This is a genomic window from Oceaniradius stylonematis (assembly GCF_965223445.1).
GTDB classification, from domain to species: Bacteria; Pseudomonadota; Alphaproteobacteria; order Rhizobiales; family Rhizobiaceae; genus Roseitalea; species Roseitalea stylonematis.
Window position 1 is genome coordinate 1931286 of sequence record NZ_OZ244994.1, and the last position, 16730, is coordinate 1948015.

The 16730-nt window shown below is 63.5% G+C and carries 17 protein-coding genes; 5 read left to right on the plus strand and 12 right to left on the minus strand.

From position 1 onward, the window contains the following. Window positions 1-19: 19 nt before the first annotated feature. The 3 genes from atpA to ACOQOU_RS09505 form a co-directional block, all read right to left on the minus strand. Entirely contained in the window at window positions 20-1549 is a 1530-nt protein-coding gene (gene atpA / locus ACOQOU_RS09495; protein WP_109768923.1) for a F0F1 ATP synthase subunit alpha, read from the minus strand. Then, window positions 1549-2106: a F0F1 ATP synthase subunit delta gene (locus ACOQOU_RS09500; RefSeq protein WP_109768924.1), complete on the minus strand. Its 558-nt coding sequence runs from the start codon at window positions 2104-2106 to the stop codon at window positions 1549-1551. The genes atpA and ACOQOU_RS09500 overlap by 1 nt, the downstream gene beginning before the upstream one ends. A gap of 208 nt (window positions 2107-2314) precedes the next feature. Continuing rightward, the gene (locus ACOQOU_RS09505; RefSeq protein ID WP_306026057.1) at window positions 2315-2707 is read right to left on the minus strand and encodes a DUF4345 family protein; all 393 of its coding nucleotides are present in this window, start codon (window positions 2705-2707) and stop codon (window positions 2315-2317) included. Window positions 2708-3036: 329 nt separating this feature from the next. Here ACOQOU_RS09505 and ACOQOU_RS09510 point away from each other — a divergent pair, with 329 nt between their 5' ends. Then, on the plus strand, window positions 3037-3456 hold the full coding sequence (locus ACOQOU_RS09510; protein WP_306026056.1) for a hypothetical protein: 420 nt from the start codon (window positions 3037-3039) through the stop codon (window positions 3454-3456). A 24-nt stretch (window positions 3457-3480) separates the two neighbouring features. Here ACOQOU_RS09510 and ACOQOU_RS09515 read toward each other — a convergent pair whose 3' ends face one another. Then, entirely contained in the window at window positions 3481-5679 is a 2199-nt protein-coding gene (locus ACOQOU_RS09515; RefSeq protein ID WP_306026055.1) for a primosomal protein N', read from the minus strand. Between the two features lie 85 nt (window positions 5680-5764). Here ACOQOU_RS09515 and fsa point away from each other — a divergent pair, with 85 nt between their 5' ends. Beyond that, window positions 5765-6418: a fructose-6-phosphate aldolase gene (fsa, locus tag ACOQOU_RS09520; protein ID WP_109768927.1), complete on the plus strand. Its 654-nt coding sequence runs from the start codon at window positions 5765-5767 to the stop codon at window positions 6416-6418. A 69-nt stretch (window positions 6419-6487) separates the two neighbouring features. On the opposite strand, the gene ACOQOU_RS09525 is transcribed toward fsa, so the two are convergent. Beyond that, entirely contained in the window at window positions 6488-7390 is a 903-nt protein-coding gene (locus ACOQOU_RS09525) for a 1-acyl-sn-glycerol-3-phosphate acyltransferase (protein WP_109768967.1), read from the minus strand. A 156-nt stretch (window positions 7391-7546) separates the two neighbouring features. Next, window positions 7547-8197, minus strand: coding sequence for a peptide-methionine (S)-S-oxide reductase MsrA (gene msrA / locus ACOQOU_RS09530; RefSeq protein ID WP_306026054.1), 651 nt, complete (start codon window positions 8195-8197; stop codon window positions 7547-7549). 177 nt (window positions 8198-8374) lie between these two features. On the opposite strand from msrA, the gene ACOQOU_RS09535 reads away from it, so the two are divergent. Next, complete coding sequence (locus tag ACOQOU_RS09535) at window positions 8375-9076, plus strand: fused DSP-PTPase phosphatase/NAD kinase-like protein (RefSeq protein WP_158585179.1); 702 nt, start codon at window positions 8375-8377, stop codon at window positions 9074-9076. Between the two features lie 87 nt (window positions 9077-9163). Next, complete coding sequence (locus ACOQOU_RS09540) at window positions 9164-10141, plus strand: alpha/beta fold hydrolase (protein ID WP_306026053.1); 978 nt, start codon at window positions 9164-9166, stop codon at window positions 10139-10141. A gap of 22 nt (window positions 10142-10163) precedes the next feature. On the opposite strand, the gene ACOQOU_RS09545 is transcribed toward ACOQOU_RS09540, so the two are convergent. Next, a complete protein-coding gene (locus ACOQOU_RS09545) occupies window positions 10164-10541 on the minus strand; it encodes a VOC family protein (RefSeq protein ID WP_306026052.1) in 378 nt (125 codons plus the stop codon). Between the two features lie 40 nt (window positions 10542-10581). Between ACOQOU_RS09545 and ACOQOU_RS09550 the strand changes: the two genes are divergently transcribed. Then, a complete protein-coding gene (locus ACOQOU_RS09550) occupies window positions 10582-11151 on the plus strand; it encodes a winged helix-turn-helix transcriptional regulator (RefSeq protein ID WP_109768932.1) in 570 nt (189 codons plus the stop codon). Between the two features lie 16 nt (window positions 11152-11167). Here ACOQOU_RS09550 and ACOQOU_RS09555 read toward each other — a convergent pair whose 3' ends face one another. From ACOQOU_RS09555 to sdhC, 5 genes are all read right to left on the minus strand, one after another. Continuing rightward, window positions 11168-11947: a succinate dehydrogenase iron-sulfur subunit gene (locus tag ACOQOU_RS09555; protein WP_109768933.1), complete on the minus strand. Its 780-nt coding sequence runs from the start codon at window positions 11945-11947 to the stop codon at window positions 11168-11170. Window positions 11948-12125: 178 nt separating this feature from the next. Next, window positions 12126-13733 (minus strand): sulfatase-like hydrolase/transferase, encoded by a 1608-nt coding sequence (locus ACOQOU_RS09560; protein ID WP_306026051.1) that lies wholly within the window; start codon window positions 13731-13733, stop codon window positions 12126-12128. Between the two features lie 115 nt (window positions 13734-13848). Further along, a complete protein-coding gene (gene sdhA / locus ACOQOU_RS09565; RefSeq protein ID WP_306026050.1) occupies window positions 13849-15699 on the minus strand; it encodes a succinate dehydrogenase flavoprotein subunit in 1851 nt (616 codons plus the stop codon). Between the two features lies 1 nt (window position 15700). After that, entirely contained in the window at window positions 15701-16081 is a 381-nt protein-coding gene (sdhD, locus tag ACOQOU_RS09570) for a succinate dehydrogenase, hydrophobic membrane anchor protein (protein ID WP_109768936.1), read from the minus strand. Window positions 16082-16091: 10 nt separating this feature from the next. Next, on the minus strand, window positions 16092-16511 hold the full coding sequence (gene sdhC / locus ACOQOU_RS09575) for a succinate dehydrogenase, cytochrome b556 subunit (RefSeq protein ID WP_109768937.1): 420 nt from the start codon (window positions 16509-16511) through the stop codon (window positions 16092-16094). Window positions 16512-16730: the final 219 nt, after the last annotated feature.

The following is a 16730-nucleotide window of genomic DNA, read 5'->3' on the forward strand; positions in this document are numbered from 1 at the left end:
CTCGGCATTGCCCGCCGGTTTACGAGAAGCTCTTGGAGAATGCGTCGATGTTCGCCTTGAGCTTTTCCTCGATCTCGTCGGTCAGCTTCTGCTCGCTGCGGATCGCATCGAGCACGGCCTTGCCCTCGCCGCGCATGTGCGTCAGCAAGCCCTCTTCAAACGCGCCGACCTTGTCGACAGGCAGTTCGTCGAGATAGCCGTTCACGCCGGCGAAGATGACCGCAACCTGTTCCTCGGTCTTCAGCGGCGAGAATTGCGGCTGCTTGAGCAGTTCGGTCAGCCGCGCGCCACGGTTGAGGAGGCGCTGCGTGGAGGCATCGAGGTCCGAGCCGAACTGCGCGAACGCGGCCATTTCGCGATACTGCGCAAGCTCGCCTTTGATCGAACCGGCGACCTGTTTCATCGCCTTGATCTGGGCCGAGGAGCCGACGCGCGAGACGGACAGGCCGACATTGACGGCCGGCCGGATGCCCTGGAAGAACAGATCCGTCTCAAGGAAGATCTGGCCGTCGGTGATCGAGATCACGTTGGTCGGAATGAACGCGGACACGTCATTGCCCTGCGTCTCGATGACCGGCAGCGCGGTCAGCGAACCGGCGCCATTGTCCTCGTTCATCTTCGCCGCGCGCTCGAGCAGGCGGGAGTGCAAATAGAACACGTCGCCCGGGAAAGCTTCGCGGCCCGGCGGACGGCGCAGCAGCAGCGACATCTGGCGATAGGCCACCGCCTGCTTGGACAGATCGTCATAGCCGATCAGGGCATGCATGCCATTGTCGCGGAAATATTCGCCGATCGTGCAGCCGGCAAACGGCGCCAGATACTGAAGCGGCGCCGGGTCGGAGGCCGTGGCGGCGACGATGATCGAATAGTCGAGGGCACCGCGCTCTTCGAGCACCTTGACGAACTGCGCAACGGTCGAACGCTTCTGGCCGACAGCGACATAGACGCAGTAGAGCTTTTCGTTTTCCGGCCCGTTGTCGTGGATCGGCTTCTGGTTGAGGAACGTGTCGAGCAGGATCGCGGTCTTGCCGGTCTGGCGGTCGCCGATGACCAGCTCGCGCTGGCCCCGGCCGACCGGGATCAGCGCATCGATGGCCTTCAGGCCGGTGGACATCGGCTCGTGCACCGATTTGCGCGGGATGATGCCCGGCGCCTTGACATCGACGCGGCTGCGCGCCTTGGCCTTGATCGGGCCCTTGCCGTCGATCGGGTTGCCGAGCGGATCGATCACACGGCCGAGCAGTTCCATGCCAACCGGCACGTCGACGATGGCGCCGGTCCGCTTGACCGTGTCGCCTTCCTTGATGTCGCGGTCATTGCCGAAGATCACGGCGCCGACATTGTCGCTTTCAAGGTTGAGCGCCATGCCGCGAATGCCGCCGGGGAATTCGACCATCTCGCCGGCCTGGACATTGTCGAGGCCGTAGATGCGGGCGATGCCGTCACCGACGGACAGAACCTGTCCGATTTCGGAAACCTCGGCCTCCTGGCCGAAATTCTTGATCTGGTCTTTGAGAATTGCGGAAATTTCCGCGGCACGGATGTCCATCAGCCGACCTCTTTGAGTGCAAGCTTGAGTGAGGAGAGTTTCGTCTTCAACGACGTGTCGATCTGGCGCGAGCCCAGCTTGACGATCAGTCCGCCCAAAATGGAAGGGTCGACGGTCACATGGAGGGTCACGTCCTTGCCGGCCACCTCTTTCAAGGCCGCCTTCAATTGTTTTTCCTGCGTCGCGTTCAGTTCGGCCGCGGTGGTGACCTCTGCCGTCACCTCGCCGCGCTCGCGCGCCGCGATATCGCGGTAGGCGGCGATCATCGCCGGCACCGCGAAAAGACGCCGGTTTCGCGCCACGACACCAAGAAAATTCGACGCCAGATCCGGCAGGCCAGCCTTTGCGACGATGGCGTCAATCGCCGCGGCCTGCTCATCGGCCGAAAAGACCGGACTTTCGACCAGGCGCTTGAGATCTTCGCTCTCGCCGATCATCGCTTCGAACGCGCCAAGCGCCTCTTCGACCGCCTCGACGGACTTGGCTTCGGCGGCAAGCTCATACAGCGAGCGGGCATAGCGGGCAGCAACGGAGGTCGTGGAAGTTGAACTGGCCACCGCTTGATACGTCCCTGAAGTTCGGAATGTGTAATCTCGCGTTTGATTGGCGATCTAACACATTGATTTGACTTTATTTTTTATGGCCACACGAAAGCTGTTGCTGTCTCCGGCAGCCATTTCAGGGCCGTCTAGCATAGCCCCTATTGCGGTGCAAGACGGCGCACTCACCCTTTTGTCGCAGGACAAATGGCGCCGATGACCGGCGCTATCGAATGTAGCCTAGCGCAAAGGCAAGCGGCGCGGCCGCCAACGCAGCCTCGAAGACGAGCGAGCCCCAGTTGAAGCGGGTGTTGCCGCGGTCGACAACGATCGAAACCAGCCGCCCCAGCGCCGTGAATGCCCAGCCGGCACCCAGCACCATCCAGACGAAGGGCTGTTGGAACAAAATCGCCAGAATGCCGGCGCCCAGATAAAAGCCGGCCATCGTCGCCCGGCTTTCTGAAACGGCCTCGGGCACGTCCGGACGGGTCTCAAGGCGCAGGATGCGGTAGGTCGTGCGCGGCGCAAAGAAACAGATCAGTCCGAAGACGATCGTGATCAGGGCCGAGGACCAGGCCAGCCATTCGCCAAGGGTTTGCGGAGGGATGATGGAGAGCATGGAAAGCCTTTCGGGAAGACCGCGAAGATGCGGCACTGGCAAGATACGTCAAAGGAAACTCTGCGGATCGACATCGACCGCCACGCGGACCGATCCACGCGGGCTGGGTGTGGCGGCGATCAACGCCGTCAAAGGTGTTCGGACGGCGCCCCTTATCGCCCGACCCGAAGCAAACATTCGCATTGGATTGTCATCGCATTGTAATTTGATACTTTGGATGAATTTACAAGAATAGAAATTTCTGTCACAACATATTCAAAATACGCAATTCTTGAAACGATAGGGGGACTTTCATGAGAATTACAACTATTATCGGTGCAACTGTCGCAATGGCGGCCGTCACGGGCTGTACGCAAACCGCTGACACATCTGCCGAGATTGCCTCCACTGCCGTCGATTTCCAGGTCAATTCGGTTTCCGTCTCGCCATTGACCCTCGACAATATCTGCACGCGTCTGGGCGGTCGGGGAGCGCCGCCGACACTGACGATCCGGCATTCGCCCGTTGCCGGCGTGCCGATCCGGATCAGGATGTGGGATCAGATCAGCAATGGGACGACATTTGAACATCGTCGCACCCGCGTCACGTCGGACGGGTCCGGAACCACGGTGGTCAATCACCGGTTTCTGCCACCCTGCAACACCACGGGCAACACCGTATCGAGCTATCGCTTCGATGTGACCGCGGACGGGAACACAACGACGACCGTTTGGGGCGGATACGATTCGCGAAGCCGGTCGATTCGCTAGCGGGAAACGCGGCAACTTGGGCCCTCACAGAAAACTCTGCGGATCGACATCGACCGCAACGCGGACCGAGCCGCGGGGGTTGGGCGCGGTCGCGATCATCGCCCGCAGATAGGCCTGCATGTCGGCGCGTTCCGAACCATGCACCAGCAGTCGGAACCGGTGGCGGCCACGCACCATGGCAAGCGGCGCCTCGGCCGGACCCAAGACCGTAATGTCGCTCGAAGAGGGCGCAGCGGCACGCAATGCCCGTCCGTGCGCCTCGGCGTCAGGGCGGTTGGTTGCAGACACGATCACCGCCGCCAGCCGGCCGAAAGGCGGCATCTGTCCGCGTTCGCGTTCGGCCAGTTGCGCGGCATAAAACGCTTCCGCATCGCCGCTGGCGCAGGCCTGCAGAACGGGGTGCTCGGGCTGGTAGGTCTGGATGAGCCCGTGGCTCTTCCGGCCGGTTCGGCCCGCGCGTCCGGTCACCTGCGACAAGAGCTGGAACGTTCGCTCTGCGGCGCGCGGATCGCCGTTTGCCAGACCCAGATCGGCATCGACCACGCCGACCAGCGTCAGAAGCGGGAAATTGTGGCCCTTGGCGACCAGTTGCGTGCCGATGATGATGTCCGCCTCGCCCTTGGCGATCGCCTCCATCTCGAGCCGCAGCCGCTTGACGCCGCCGGCCATGTCCGACGACAGGACGATCACCCGCGCATCGGGGAAATGCGTCAGCGTTTCCTCGGCGATCCGCTCGATGCCCGGCCCACAGGCCACCAGATGGTCGAACGTGCCGCATTCGGGGCAGGCTTCGGGGACGGGCTCGTGATGGCCGCAATGGTGGCACTGCAATTGGCCCCGGAACCGGTGTTCGACCAGCCAGGCCGAACAGTTCTCACAGGCAAAGCGATGTCCGCACACCCGGCACAGCGTCAAAGGTGCATAGCCGCGCCTGTTGAGGAACAGGAGCGACTGTTCCTGCTTTTCGAGCGTTTGTGCCATCGCATCGAGCAGGACCGGTGACAGGAACCCGCCCCGGGCGGGCGGGTTCTGGCGCATGTCGACAAGCGCGACGTCGGGCAGCGCCGCATCGGCGTGGCGGCGGTCAAGGCGCAAATGCCGGTAGCGGCCTTCCAGCGCATTGTGCCGCGTTTCGACCGATGGTGTGGCCGAGACCAGCACCACCGGACAATCGGCCAGTTTGGCGCGTACGACAGCCATGTCGCGCGCATTGTAATAGACGCGATCCTCCTGCTTATAGGCGGCATCATGCTCTTCGTCGACGATGACGAGCCCGAGATCGGCAAACGGCAGAAACAGCGCCGAACGCGCGCCGGCGACAACCTCGACCGATCCTTCGGCAACCTGCCGCCAGACCTTCTCGCGGGTTTTCGGCGGCAGGTCGGAATGCCACGGCGCCGGCGGCGCGCCGAAACGGGCTTCGAACCGATCGATGAAGGCCTGCGTCAGCGCGATCTCCGGCAGCATCACCAGAACCTGCCGGCCTGCGCTGACGGCCGCCGCAATCGCCTCGAAATAGACCTCGGTCTTGCCCGCGCCCGTCACCCCTTCCAGCAGCGTTGCGGCGAACCGGTCCGCCTGAATGTCGCCCGTCAACGCCTCGGCCGCGCGCGCCTGACTGTCATGAAGGTCCGGCGGGCCATGATTTGGATCGGGCGGTGCCACGATCGCTGTGGGCGGCAGGGTCACGGCCTCGAACGTGCCGGCCGCAGCCAGCCCGTCCACCACCGAAAGCGAGACACCGGCCGCATGGGCAAGGCCCGAACGGGTCCACGCCATGGGGCTGCTTTCGGCAGCCAGCGCCACCACGCGCTCACGCGCCGATGTCATCCGCTGCGGGCGTTCATCGGTCAGCGCGAGGCCCGCGACCGGCGCTTCCGGCTCGAACGCCGCAGGGGCGCGCAGCACCATGCGCGCCACCATGCCCGGCGCCGAAAGCGTGTAGCGCGACACCCACGCAATGAAACGGCGCATGTCCGGCGTCAGCGGCGGACAATCGAAAACCGTCGTGACCGGGCGCAGCTTGGCGGGATCGATGTCGTTGCCGTTATCCCCGGCCTCCCAGACGATTCCGGCCACCTGGCGCGGTCCGAGCGGCACCTGGACGATCGCGCCCGGGTCCGCCGAAACGCCGTCCGGCAGCGCATATGTGTAAGGCACCGGCGACGGCGTCGGCACCAGAACCGACACGGTCCGCGGCACATTTTTCGAATCGTCGGACATCACCCGTGACCTTGACGCCGGATTGTTCTAAACGAAACCCGAAAGGGCGGCGCGGCCGCATAACACGAACGCGGGAAGAGGAATCATGAAGTTCTTTGTCGATACGGCGGACGTTGGCGAAATCCGGGAGCTTAACGATATCGGACTGCTGGACGGGGTGACAACCAACCCCTCGCTGATCCTGAAATCGGGGCGCGACATCGCCGAGGTCACCAAGGAAATCTGCGACATCGTCGACGGCCCGGTGTCGGCCGAAGTCGCCGCGACCGATTTCGACGGCATGATGAAAGAGGCCGACATTCTCGGCAAGATCGCCGACAATGTGTGCATCAAGCTGCCGCTGACCATGGACGGGCTGAAAGCCTGCCGGGCGATCACGCAGGGCGGCCAGCAGGTCAATGTCACGCTGTGCTTTTCTGCCAATCAGGCGCTTCTGGCCGCCAAGGCGGGCGCGACGTTCATCTCGCCCTTCATCGGCCGCCTGGACGACATGGCCATCGACGGCATGGAGCTGATCGAGGAAATCCGCACCATCTACGATAATTACGAATTCGACACCGAAATCCTTGCCGCCTCGATCCGCACGGTCAATCACGTCAAGGAAGCGGCCTTGCTCGGCGCCGATGTGGCGACGGTCCCGCCGGCGACACTCAAGGCGCTCGTCAAGCATCCGCTGACCGACAAGGGGCTCGACGCATTTCTCGCCGACTGGGCCAAGACCGGACAGAAGATCGCCTGACCTGCGGACAGGCCGGCGCCGTTTTTCAACGCGGCCTGCCGGCCAACGCGACCCGCGAAAGCGACGCGTTCAGGCTGAGAAAACGGCACCGGGATCGTCTTTGAGCGTGTGCTCGCAATGATCCTGCAGCTGGACCGTCAGGTCCTGTACGTCGCCGTTGAGCGTCTCCGGCTGAATCGGCGCGCCGAGCGTCATCGAGAAGGTCTTGCCGGTCTTGTTGAGCAGCTCATGAAAGACCGTCATGTCGCGCAATTCCGGGTTGCGGTGCGCCAAAAGGTAGAACAGCCACGAATTGCGCGCTTCCATGTGCATCGGCACGATCGGCACGTGATAGCGTTTGGCCATCTGGATCCCGGTGGCCATCCATGGCCGCTCCCGCAGCGCGCCGTGCGACCAGTAGGCGATGCGCCCGGACGGGAACAGGACGATGGCCCGGCCATCCTTGAAGGCGCCATTGGTCTGCACCAACGTTTCGCGGCTCTTGGCGTGCGACTTCTGGTCGGCGCGCCATTCGACCGGAATGATGATCTCGGCCAGCCGCTGGTTGACGCGGATCGCGTCGCGGTTGGCAAAGAACATGAAGTCGGGACGAATGTTCTTGAGCATGTCGTAGACGGCCACGCCATCGGCGATGCCCGTCGGGTGGTTCGAAACCAGAATGAACGCGCCTTCCGACGGCAGATGACCGCTGCCCTGAACGCGCACATCGAGCTTCAGAAGATCGCTGATATGGCCGAAGCAATCCAGCCCGCTCATCGAAGCCACGGCATCGGCCATGCGCACGGCTTCGTCGTAGTGCAGAACCTTGTAGAGCGCCGGGCGAAGCACCGGCCACAGGGGACTCTTGACCAGCGTCTGTCCGCGTTCGGCGATGAGCTGGTCGACGATATGCGGGTCTGCATCGGCGGCAGTGCCGGCCCTGCGGCCGTTGATCACGCCCGCAAAGGTTGAAGTCGCGCTCTGGATTTCCATGGCCATGATGTCCGGTCGCAGTTCACCGTCCCTTGCCGATTTCTGTATCGTTATTATGACACAGGAGGCAATGGCTGGAAAATGCCGACCGGCACATTTGGCGCGTGAACGTCAAAAAATGCCGCCGTGGCAAAGATTTGGCGGCGTTCGCGCGAGTCAGGTCGCGGGCTTGTCGACGCCCCGATAGGCCTCGGCGCCCCAGATTTGCCTGACGCGCGCGTCGCGGCCGCAGCCCTTTCGATAGCCCTTGTAAGCCTCGGCACGGGTGACATAGCCGAACCGCGTCAACTGGCGTTCCTGGCTCAGATAATAATCCTGGTGATAGTCCTCGGCCCGCCAGAATGTCACCGGCCCCTCGACGGGGATGACCACCTCTTGTCCAAGAGCCTGCGAGGCTGCATTGACCGCCTCGAGCGCCACCACTTTTTCGGCATCAGTGGCCGCGTGGATCGCCGTTTCGTAAGAGCGTCCGCGATCGCAGAACTGACCGCCCGCATCCAGCGGATCGACGGTGCGCAGGAAAATCTCGATCAGCGTCTTGTAGTCGGTCACCGACGAATCATAGTCGATCTTGACAACCTCGCGGTGCCGGCCGTGGTTCCGGTATGTCGGGTTCTGCATCTCGCCGCCCGCATAGCCCGATGTGGTGCCGACGACACCGGCCACGTGATCGAAATCGCTCTCGACACACCAGAAGCACCCGCCGGCGACGATCAGCGACCGGGTTTCGGCCTGGGCCGCGCCCGTCATGGCGCCGATGGCCAAGGCGGCGGCAAGGAAGGTGGCGTGGATGACTTTTTTCGGCATGTCCGGGCTCCTGCGATCTCTGCCCTCGACATACGCCCTCCCACGGCCAAGGCAATTCAAGCCGGAACACTTCTGTGTGAGTTGCGGCAACCGCCCGCCGCTTGCCAAATGGCGCCCTCGTGCCTAAGCAGGCCGCGCGGTCCAACCACCGGCGGCACGACTGTCTTGATAGCCCGATTGAAATCCGCCTTTCGCGAACGACACTCGATCTGGCGTGACGGCTGGACCGCCGATCTGTCGAAGCCCGCCAACCGGCGCTGGGCCCATCTGGACATGATGGTGTTCGATCACGGCTTCCTGCGGCTTTGGTGGCGTAATCTGCACGAAATCGCTCCGGGCGTCTGGCGCTCGAACCAGCCATCGCCGGCCCAGATCGCCGATCTCGAACGCCGCGGCATCCGGACGATCATCAATCTGCGCGGTCCGTCGCGGTGGGGGTCCTACTTTCTCGAACGGGAAGAATGCGCCCGCGCCGGCATCGAGATGATCGACACACGGCTCTATTCGCGCATGCCGCCGACGATCGAAGAGGTCGAAGCGCTTTTTGCGATCTTCGAGCGCGCCGAAAAACCGCTTCTGATGCATTGCAAGTCCGGGGCCGACCGCGCCGGGCTCGGGGCTGCGCTCTACATGCTCTGGTCCGGCCGCCCGCCTGAGGACGCTTTGGCCCAATTGTCGTTCCGCTACCTGCATCTCAAGCACGCCAAGACCGGCATGCTCGACGCGTTCATCGAAGCCTACAGGGACGCCCATCGCGAACGCGGCATCGCCTTTCGCGACTGGCTGCATACAGACTATGACAAGCAGGCGATGATGGACGCCTATCAGGCCAGCCGGGCGGGGAACTTCCTGGTCGACCGGATCCTGCGTCGGGAATAGCGGCGTCCGACCGCCTTGACGCCGGTCAACGCTCGATTGTGCCCGCTGTGCTAGGCGCGAGATGCGAACGGACGGAGGCGGGCGCCCATGAAGATCACCCGTTGGGTTTTTGCGGCTCTGCTTGCCGTTGCCGTGATCGGCGCCGGCACATTGTATGCCCGATATCAGGCCGCCCTGGTCGAGGCGCAGCAGCGGCTCGCCGCCTTTGCCGTCGAGCAGGTCCAAACGCGCAGCGGACCACTCGCCTATGCGGAGGCCGGCGACGGTCCGCCCGTCCTGATGATCCATGGTTCGGGCGGCGGCTACGATCAGGGATTGTCCATGGCCGGGCCGCTCGCCGAGCGCGGTTACAAGATCATATCGCCGTCGCGCTTCGGCTATCCCGGGTCGCCCGCGCCGGAGGACCGGTCCGCCAATGCGCAGGCCGACGTTTTCGTCGATCTTCTCGATGCGCTGGGTCTCGACCAGGTCGCCGTCATTGGCGGATCGGCTGGCGCGCGCTCCGCACTGGCCTTCGCGATCCGCCATCCCGAGCGCTGCGCCGCACTCATCCTGATCGTACCCGCCCTCGACGTTCCCGGTTTGCCGCCGGTCGAACCTTGGTCGCCATTGCAGGAGCGCCTCGTCAAGGCGGCGCTCCGTTCCGACTTTCTGTTCTGGCTGGCGATCGAATTCATGCCGGACCGGATGACCCGCCTGGTCCTGGCGACCGACCCGGCGCTGGTTGCGGCCGCCGGGCCTGCCGAGCAGGCCCGCGTGGCGCGCATAAGGCGCAGCATCCTGCCTGTGAGCGCACGCGCCGAAGGGCTGTGGGCGGACACGGTCGGCGGCTATGGCGATCTCGACGTCCGCCGCATTGCCGTTCCGACGCTGGCGATCTCGGCGGAGGATGATTTCTTCGACACCGCCACGAGCGCGCGGCACATCGCAGCGATGGTCGACGGCGCCGAACTGATCGTCTATCCCGATGGCGGACACATCTGGATCGGCCGCGGCAAGGAGATGTTCGATACGATCGCCGCCTTCATTGACCGCATCGCCGGCAACCCGACAAACGGCCAATAGGCGGAGGGCGGGATCGAAACGGTCAGGCTGCCTTTGTCAGATCCTCGGCCAGCATCAGCGCGTTGCCGTCCGGGTCATAAAAAGTTGCGGTACGAACCATCCCTTCAATCTCGATCGTCTCACCGTCAAAGGCCACGCCGGCCGCTTCAAGGTTCCGGCGTGCGGTTTGGATGTCGGGGACGCCGAACACCGGGACCGAATTGCCCGGCGCCGGTTCGGCCTGCTCACCTAGGCCGAGCGTGACACCCTTCGAGAACGTCGTCAGCTCGCTCCAGCCCACATCGTCGGCATGGTAGAGCGGCTCGAACCCCAGCATCTCGCCATACCATTTGGCGCTGGCATGTCGGTCGCGCACGGAGATCGCGATGGTGATTGTTTCGTCCAGCGTCACGACCGGCATGGCGTCTTCCTTTGTTTTAAAATTATGCTAAGTATATTTTATGGACATCGAGACGCTTGTCAACATCACCTGCAAGGCTTGGTCCCTCGCCATCCTTGCCGCCCTGCACGAGGGTGTTCCGGGCCGCCAGGCACAACTTCTGACGGCGACCGGCGCCGGCCGCACAGCCTTTGCGCAGAGCGTGACGCACCTGGTTGATCTCGGCCTTGTCGAGCGCAATCCCGGGCACGGCCATCCGCTCCGACCCGAGTTCCGCCTGACCGGGGCTGGTCAGGATATTGCCGCCATAGCCCATGCGCTCACCGAGGCCGCAGCGGCATCACAGCACCGGGACCTTTTGCGCCGGGCCTGGACCGTTCCTGTCCTGGCGCTCCTTCAGGCGCCGCGGACGTTCAATGAGATCGGCCGATCGTTGGGTTCTATCACCAATAGGGCCCTGTCGCAGGCGCTGAAGTCACTGGAAGCGTGCGGCTGGGTCACCCGAACCGTGGACGAGGATGCCCGGCCGCCCCGCGCGTTCTACCGCGCCACGGCAACCGGCGCTGCCATCGCCCGTGCGGCCGGTTTAGGTCGTCGAGAAGAGCCTGCCCTGGCCGACGAAACGGCTTGATGAGGAGCCTCGACAGCTAGACGCGCCGCTCGACCATCATCTGCTTGATCTCGGCGATCGCCTTGGCCGGGTTGAGCCCCTTCGGGCAGGCCTGGGTGCAGTTCATGATGGTGTGGCACCGATAAAGCCGGAACGGGTCTTCGAGATGATCGAGCCGTTCGCCGGTGGCTTCGTCGCGGCTGTCGATCAGCCAGCGATAGGCCTGCAGCAAAACGGCCGGCCCCAGATAGCGGTCGCCGTTCCACCAATAGGACGGGCAGGAGGTCGAGCAGCAGGCGCACAGGATGCACTCGTAGAGCCCGTCCAGCCTGGCGCGGTCCTCATGGCTCTGCTTCCATTCCTTTTCGGGCGCCGGCGTCGTCGTCTTCAGCCAGGGCTCGATCGACCGGTGCTGGGCGTAGAAATTGGTCAGGTCCGGCACCAGATCCTTGACCACCGGCAAATGCGGCAGCGGATAGACCTTCACCGGCCCTTCCACCTCGTCCATGCCCTTGGTGCAGGCCAGCGTGTTCGTGCCGTCAATGTTCATCGCGCAGGAGCCGCAAATCCCCTCGCGGCACGACCGGCGCAGCGTCAGTGTGGGGTCGACACTGTTCTTGATCCACAAAAGGCCGTCGAGCACCATCGGCCCGCAATCGTCGAGATCCACGTAATAGGTGTCGAGCCGCGGGTTCTGGTCGTCGTCCGGGCTCCAGCGATAGATGCGGAACTCTTTGAGATTGTTGGCCCCTTCCGGGCGGGCCCAGGACCGGCCGGGTTCAATCTGGGAGTTCTTGGGTAGGGCGAGTTCGACCATCTGCCTTGTCTCTTTTCTGCAACCGGCGCTGACCACGTATCGCGTGGGCCGCTCACCGGAGGTGATAGTGAAGCGGCACGGCCCGATCAAGTTGGACCAAAGTGCGCATGTTATCGATGTTGCGCTGCAATGTTGCAACTGCGCAAATGGTCCGGTGCCTTGGCCAAATCGACGCGCTTCAACTGCCCGCCTCGACGCCCCAGAGCCGGTTGCGCAGTGCCGTATCGCCGTAGATCGCCTTGTCCAGCGCAGGCAATCCGTGCGTTTCAATCAGCGTATGGTTCTGCGAAAGAAGCGAGACACCGATCCCGGCCCGGCCATCGGGTGGAGCATAGCCGAGCAGCTCGAGGATGGTCGGATAGATGTCCATCATGGTCGCGTCGCGGTCGATCGCCTGCGGTTCAATGCCGGGGCCGAAGGCGACAAAGAAATTGCGCCGTTCACGCTGCTTGAGTTGCCGGTAGACCGAGTTGCGCATCGCCAGATGGTCGCTCTGGATCACGACAACGGTGTTGTCGAGATGGCCGGACACTTCGAGCCGATCAAGCAGTTCGGCGGCCAGTTCGTGCGAGCAACGGAAAGCCTTGAGCGTCGGATCGTCGAAGCGGTCGACCGTCGGGCGACCGTGACAGCTGCGCGACACAAAGCCGTTGGGCGTGTGGCCGCCAATATTGGTCACCGACAGCGCAAAGGGCGACCCGGTTTCGACGATGCGCTCGATCTCGTGGAACGCCGCGTCGAAAATGTCCTCGTCATCGAGCCCCCATTCATTGCCGCCATCGGGATAGTCGGCGCGCAATTGGCTGAACGCCAATGGCTTTTGCCACCCGTGGCTGGCGGCGAACTTGTCCGCGCCTGCAAACCGCAGCGGCGCGGTCTGCATCACCGTCGTCTGGTAACCGTCGCGCGTCAACAGGTCGGCAAGGCAGGTGGCGCCCGGCATGAACGCATCATCGATGAAATGAAAGCTGTTGTGTGTCACAAGACCCAGCGGCATCAGCGGGACGCCGCACTGGGAGGCCACCTGACCGGCCAACGTCCAGTTCGTCAGCGCCGCCTCGTGCAGATTGGTCAGCTCGATCCCGCGTGCGGCAAACGGCGCAAGCGGCGCCATCACGTCGCCGAACGCGCCTTCATCCATCAGCGTCCGCTCGCTGCTTTCAAGGTAGAGGATCAAAAGGTTTGGCCTGTTGGTTCCAGCCTTTCGCAGATCGCCAATCTCGGCATAGCCGCTATAGACCACCTTGTGCGAGGCGGCTTCGGCATCGCCGACATATTCTGCCACCGACCAGGTGAACGGGTTGAAGACCAGCAGCGGCAGAACGGCCAGCCGGTCGATCCGGCGAAACCGGTGGTCGGTCGCCGACAGCAGCCAGAGCCCGACGACAAGCGCGACGATATAGGCCAGCGGCATGCGCGAGGTACGAAGGAACTCGCTGACGACCCCATTCGCTTCGACGCCATGATTGGCATGAAACAGGATCGGGCCAAGCCCGAACTGGCCGAACTTGATGGTAATGAAGTACCAGAACGCAAAAAGGAGCGTCGGAAACAGGACCAGCGGCGGCAGAAAGCGCGCGCGACCGCTATGCCCTCGGCGGGGCCCGGCAAGGCTGACCAGCACAACGACCACCAGAACAACGAGGCCCGATACGACAATGTCGGTGTCGAACAGGCTTTGCAGCATGAAGCCAAATCCGAGCAGCGTCAGCGTCACGCCGAACACCCATCCGCCAGCTTCGGCCTTGGGCTCGGCTTGTGGTGTAGGCGTGGTCTGAGGCGTCATCGACAATTGGCTCCCGGCTCGTACCGGAATACCTTATGTCCAAGACATTGCCATCGGGTTTACCGGGCCGGACACGCCGCGGCGGCTGCTCAAACGGCACCCGAACCAGAAGGCGTCAGTACACCCGCGCTTTCGGCGCGATCTTGGCCAGTTCGATGCCCTCGGCCAGAAGATCGGTGTGCACGGGCCGATAGTCGAGCGTCACCGCGCCGGTCTCGCTCATCCATGCCAGCGTGTGCTTGCGCCAGTTCTCGTCGTCGCGGCCCGCCATCGGGCCGTCCTTGAAATCCTCGCGCGCATGGGCGCCGCGGCTTTCCTTGCGCGCCTCGGCGCCATAGACCGTGGTGATCGCGCAGGCCATCAGGTTTTCCAGTTCCAGCGTCTCGACAAGGTCCGAGTTCCAGATCATCGACCGGTCGGTGACGTTGATGTCGGCCAGTTCCTGATGAGCTGCGTCCATGCGGCGGCAACCCTGTTCGAGCGTCTCCTGCGTGCGGAAGACCGCGGCGTCCTCCTGCATGATCGTCTGCATCTTCAGGCGCAGATCGGCTGTGGGCGTACCGCCGTTGGCATGCCGCAACCGGTCGAACCGCTCCATGATCTTGTCGCAGGATGCGCGATTGATATCGGGAACGGATGCTTCGCGATCGACCACTTCGCCGGCGCGGATCGCGGCAGCACGGCCGAACACGACCAGATCGATCAGCGAATTCGAACCCAGACGGTTCGCACCATGCACGGACGCGCAGCCCGCTTCGCCGACGGCCATCAGGCCGGGTGCGATCGCATCGGGATCGCCATCGGTCGGGTTCAGCACCTCGCCCCAATAATTGGTGGGAATGCCGCCCATATTGTAATGCACGGTCGGCAGCACCGGGATCGGTTCTTTCGTGACATCGACGCCGGCGAAGATCTTGGCGCTTTCGGAGATGCCAGGCAGGCGCTCGGCCAGAACCGCCGGGTCGAGGTGATCGAGATGAAGGTGGATATGGTCGGCGCTCTTGCCGACGCCGCGCCCCTCGCGGATTTCCATGGTCATGCAACGCGAGACGACATCGCGTGAGGCAAGATCCTTGGCTGACGGCGCATAGCGCTCCATGAAGCGCTCGCCTTCGGAATTGACCAGATAGCCGCCTTCGCCGCGCGCGCCTTCCGTGATCAGGCAGCCCGCGCCGTAAATGCCGGTCGGGTGGAACTGCACGAATTCCATGTCCTGAAGCGGCAGGCCGGCGCGCGCGATCATGCCGTTGCCGTCGCCCGTGCAGGTATGCGCGGATGTGGCCGAGAAATAGGCCCGGCCATAACCGCCCGTGGCCAGCACGACCATCTTGGCCGAAAAGCGGTGGATGGTGCCGTCATCGAGGTTCCAGGCAACGACACCGGTGCAGGTGCCGTCCTCGTCCATGATCAGGTCGATGGCGAAATACTCGATATAGAACTGCGCATTGTTGCGCAGCGACTGGCCATAAAGCGTGTGCAGGATGGCATGGCCCGTGCGGTCGGCAGCCGCACAGGTGCGCTGCACCGGCGGCCCTTCGCCATAATTCTGCATGTGCCCGCCAAACGGGCGCTGATAGATGCGGCCGTCCTCGGTGCGCGAGAACGGCACGCCGTAATGCTCGAGCTCATAGACTGCCTTGGGCGCTTCCATGGCGAGATACTGCATGGCATCGACATCGCCGAGCCAGTCCGAACCCTTGACGGTGTCGTACATGTGCCACTGCCAGCTGTCGGGCGTCATGTTCTGCAGGCTCGCAGCGATGCCGCCCTGGGCGGCGACCGTGTGCGACCGGGTCGGAAACACCTTGGTGATGCAGGCGGTTCTCAGGCCCTGCTCGGCCATGCCCAGTGTCGCGCGCAGGCCCGCGCCGCCGGCGCCGACGACCACCACATCGAACTTGTGGTCCTCGTAGGTGTAGGCCCGGCCGTTGACGCCCGGTGCCGCTGCATTGCCGTTGGTGCTCATGTCAGCTTCCGAAACCCATTTTCAGTATGGCGAAGACCGCGAGAACCGCGATCCCGAAGGTGAAGAAGATGTTGGCGACGAGCAGCGCATACTTCGCCAGCTCGCCATGGATGTAATCCTCGATGACCACCTGCATGCCGAGCTTGGCGTGATAAAGCGCCGACACGATCACCAGCAGCATGACCACCGCAACGAACGGGTTGGCGAAGGTCGCGGCGACGGTGGCGTGGTCCTCGCCGTTGAGCGAAACGACGATCCAGACAAAGGCGATGATCAGCGGCACATTGGCCAGCGCGGTCAGGCGCTGCCGCCAGAAATGCTCGGTGCCGTCCTTGGCCGATCCCAGGCCTTCGACGCGCTTGAACGGTGTCTTGATGGACATGGCGATCTCCTCAGCGCACCAGCATGGCGATCAGCCAGACCAGAAGCGTCAACGCGCCCGACCCGATGAACGTCGCATAGGCGAGCTTGGTCGACATTTGCTTGCTGATCAGCTTGCTCGCGTCCCAGGCAAAATGCCGCAGGCCGCCCAGAAGGTGATGCATCAGGGCCCACGTGTATCCCAGAAGGATCAGCATGCCGAAGAGCGAGCCGAAGAAGCCGTTGACGTAGTCGAAATAGGCCGGACCCGCCGCCGCCGCGATCAGCCACCAGGCCACCAGCACGGTGCCGAAGTAGAGCGCGACCCCCGTGATGCGATGCATGATCGAGGCGATCATGTTGGGGATCAGCTTGTAGATGGACAGATGCGGCGAAAGCGGCCGTTCCTTCCTGGCCTGGCCGCTGGTGGCCGACGAGCTGGTTGAAGACACCGCTTTCCCCTTGATCGTTCTGATTGGTGCGCGCTGCCAAACGGCTCGCGCAGCGTCGCGATTGGAAATGTTCTAGAGCGCGTTTCGCACTGCGTCAAAGGTCATGCGGCATCGTGCCATCGTCAATTGGTCGGACGCGGAGACCAGGCCGCAGAACCGGCGTGTCCTCGATCCGATGTTGACCGGCGAACGGGAAAGGCGGGCCTCCTTATGCGCGCA

Excerpts from the sequence above, each read along its gene's own strand:
- ACOQOU_RS09550 (WP_109768932.1), top strand. The coding sequence starts at position 10,582 with ATGGACATCGAGACGCTTGTCAACATCACCTGCAAGGCTTGGTCCCTC.
- ACOQOU_RS09540 (WP_306026053.1), top strand. The coding sequence starts at position 9,164 with ATGAAGATCACCCGTTGGGTTTTTGCGGCTCTGCTTGCCGTTGCCGTG.
- sdhA (WP_306026050.1), bottom strand. The coding sequence starts at position 15,699 with ATGAGCACCAACGGCAATGCAGCGGCACCGGGCGTCAACGGCCGGGCC.
- ACOQOU_RS09510 (WP_306026056.1), top strand. The coding sequence starts at position 3,037 with ATGGCGGCCGTCACGGGCTGTACGCAAACCGCTGACACATCTGCCGAG.
- ACOQOU_RS09555 (WP_109768933.1), bottom strand. The coding sequence starts at position 11,947 with ATGGTCGAACTCGCCCTACCCAAGAACTCCCAGATTGAACCCGGCCGG.
- fsa (WP_109768927.1), top strand. The coding sequence starts at position 5,765 with ATGAAGTTCTTTGTCGATACGGCGGACGTTGGCGAAATCCGGGAGCTT.
- ACOQOU_RS09545 (WP_306026052.1), bottom strand. The coding sequence starts at position 10,541 with ATGCCGGTCGTGACGCTGGACGAAACAATCACCATCGCGATCTCCGTG.
- atpA (WP_109768923.1), bottom strand. The coding sequence starts at position 1,549 with ATGGACATCCGTGCCGCGGAAATTTCCGCAATTCTCAAAGACCAGATC.
- sdhD (WP_109768936.1), bottom strand. The coding sequence starts at position 16,081 with ATGTCCATCAAGACACCGTTCAAGCGCGTCGAAGGCCTGGGATCGGCC.
- ACOQOU_RS09515 (WP_306026055.1), bottom strand. The coding sequence starts at position 5,679 with ATGTCCGACGATTCGAAAAATGTGCCGCGGACCGTGTCGGTTCTGGTG.
- ACOQOU_RS09525 (WP_109768967.1), bottom strand. The coding sequence starts at position 7,390 with ATGGAAATCCAGAGCGCGACTTCAACCTTTGCGGGCGTGATCAACGGC.
- ACOQOU_RS09505 (WP_306026057.1), bottom strand. The coding sequence starts at position 2,707 with ATGCTCTCCATCATCCCTCCGCAAACCCTTGGCGAATGGCTGGCCTGG.
- msrA (WP_306026054.1), bottom strand. The coding sequence starts at position 8,197 with ATGCCGAAAAAAGTCATCCACGCCACCTTCCTTGCCGCCGCCTTGGCC.
- ACOQOU_RS09560 (WP_306026051.1), bottom strand. The coding sequence starts at position 13,733 with ATGACGCCTCAGACCACGCCTACACCACAAGCCGAGCCCAAGGCCGAA.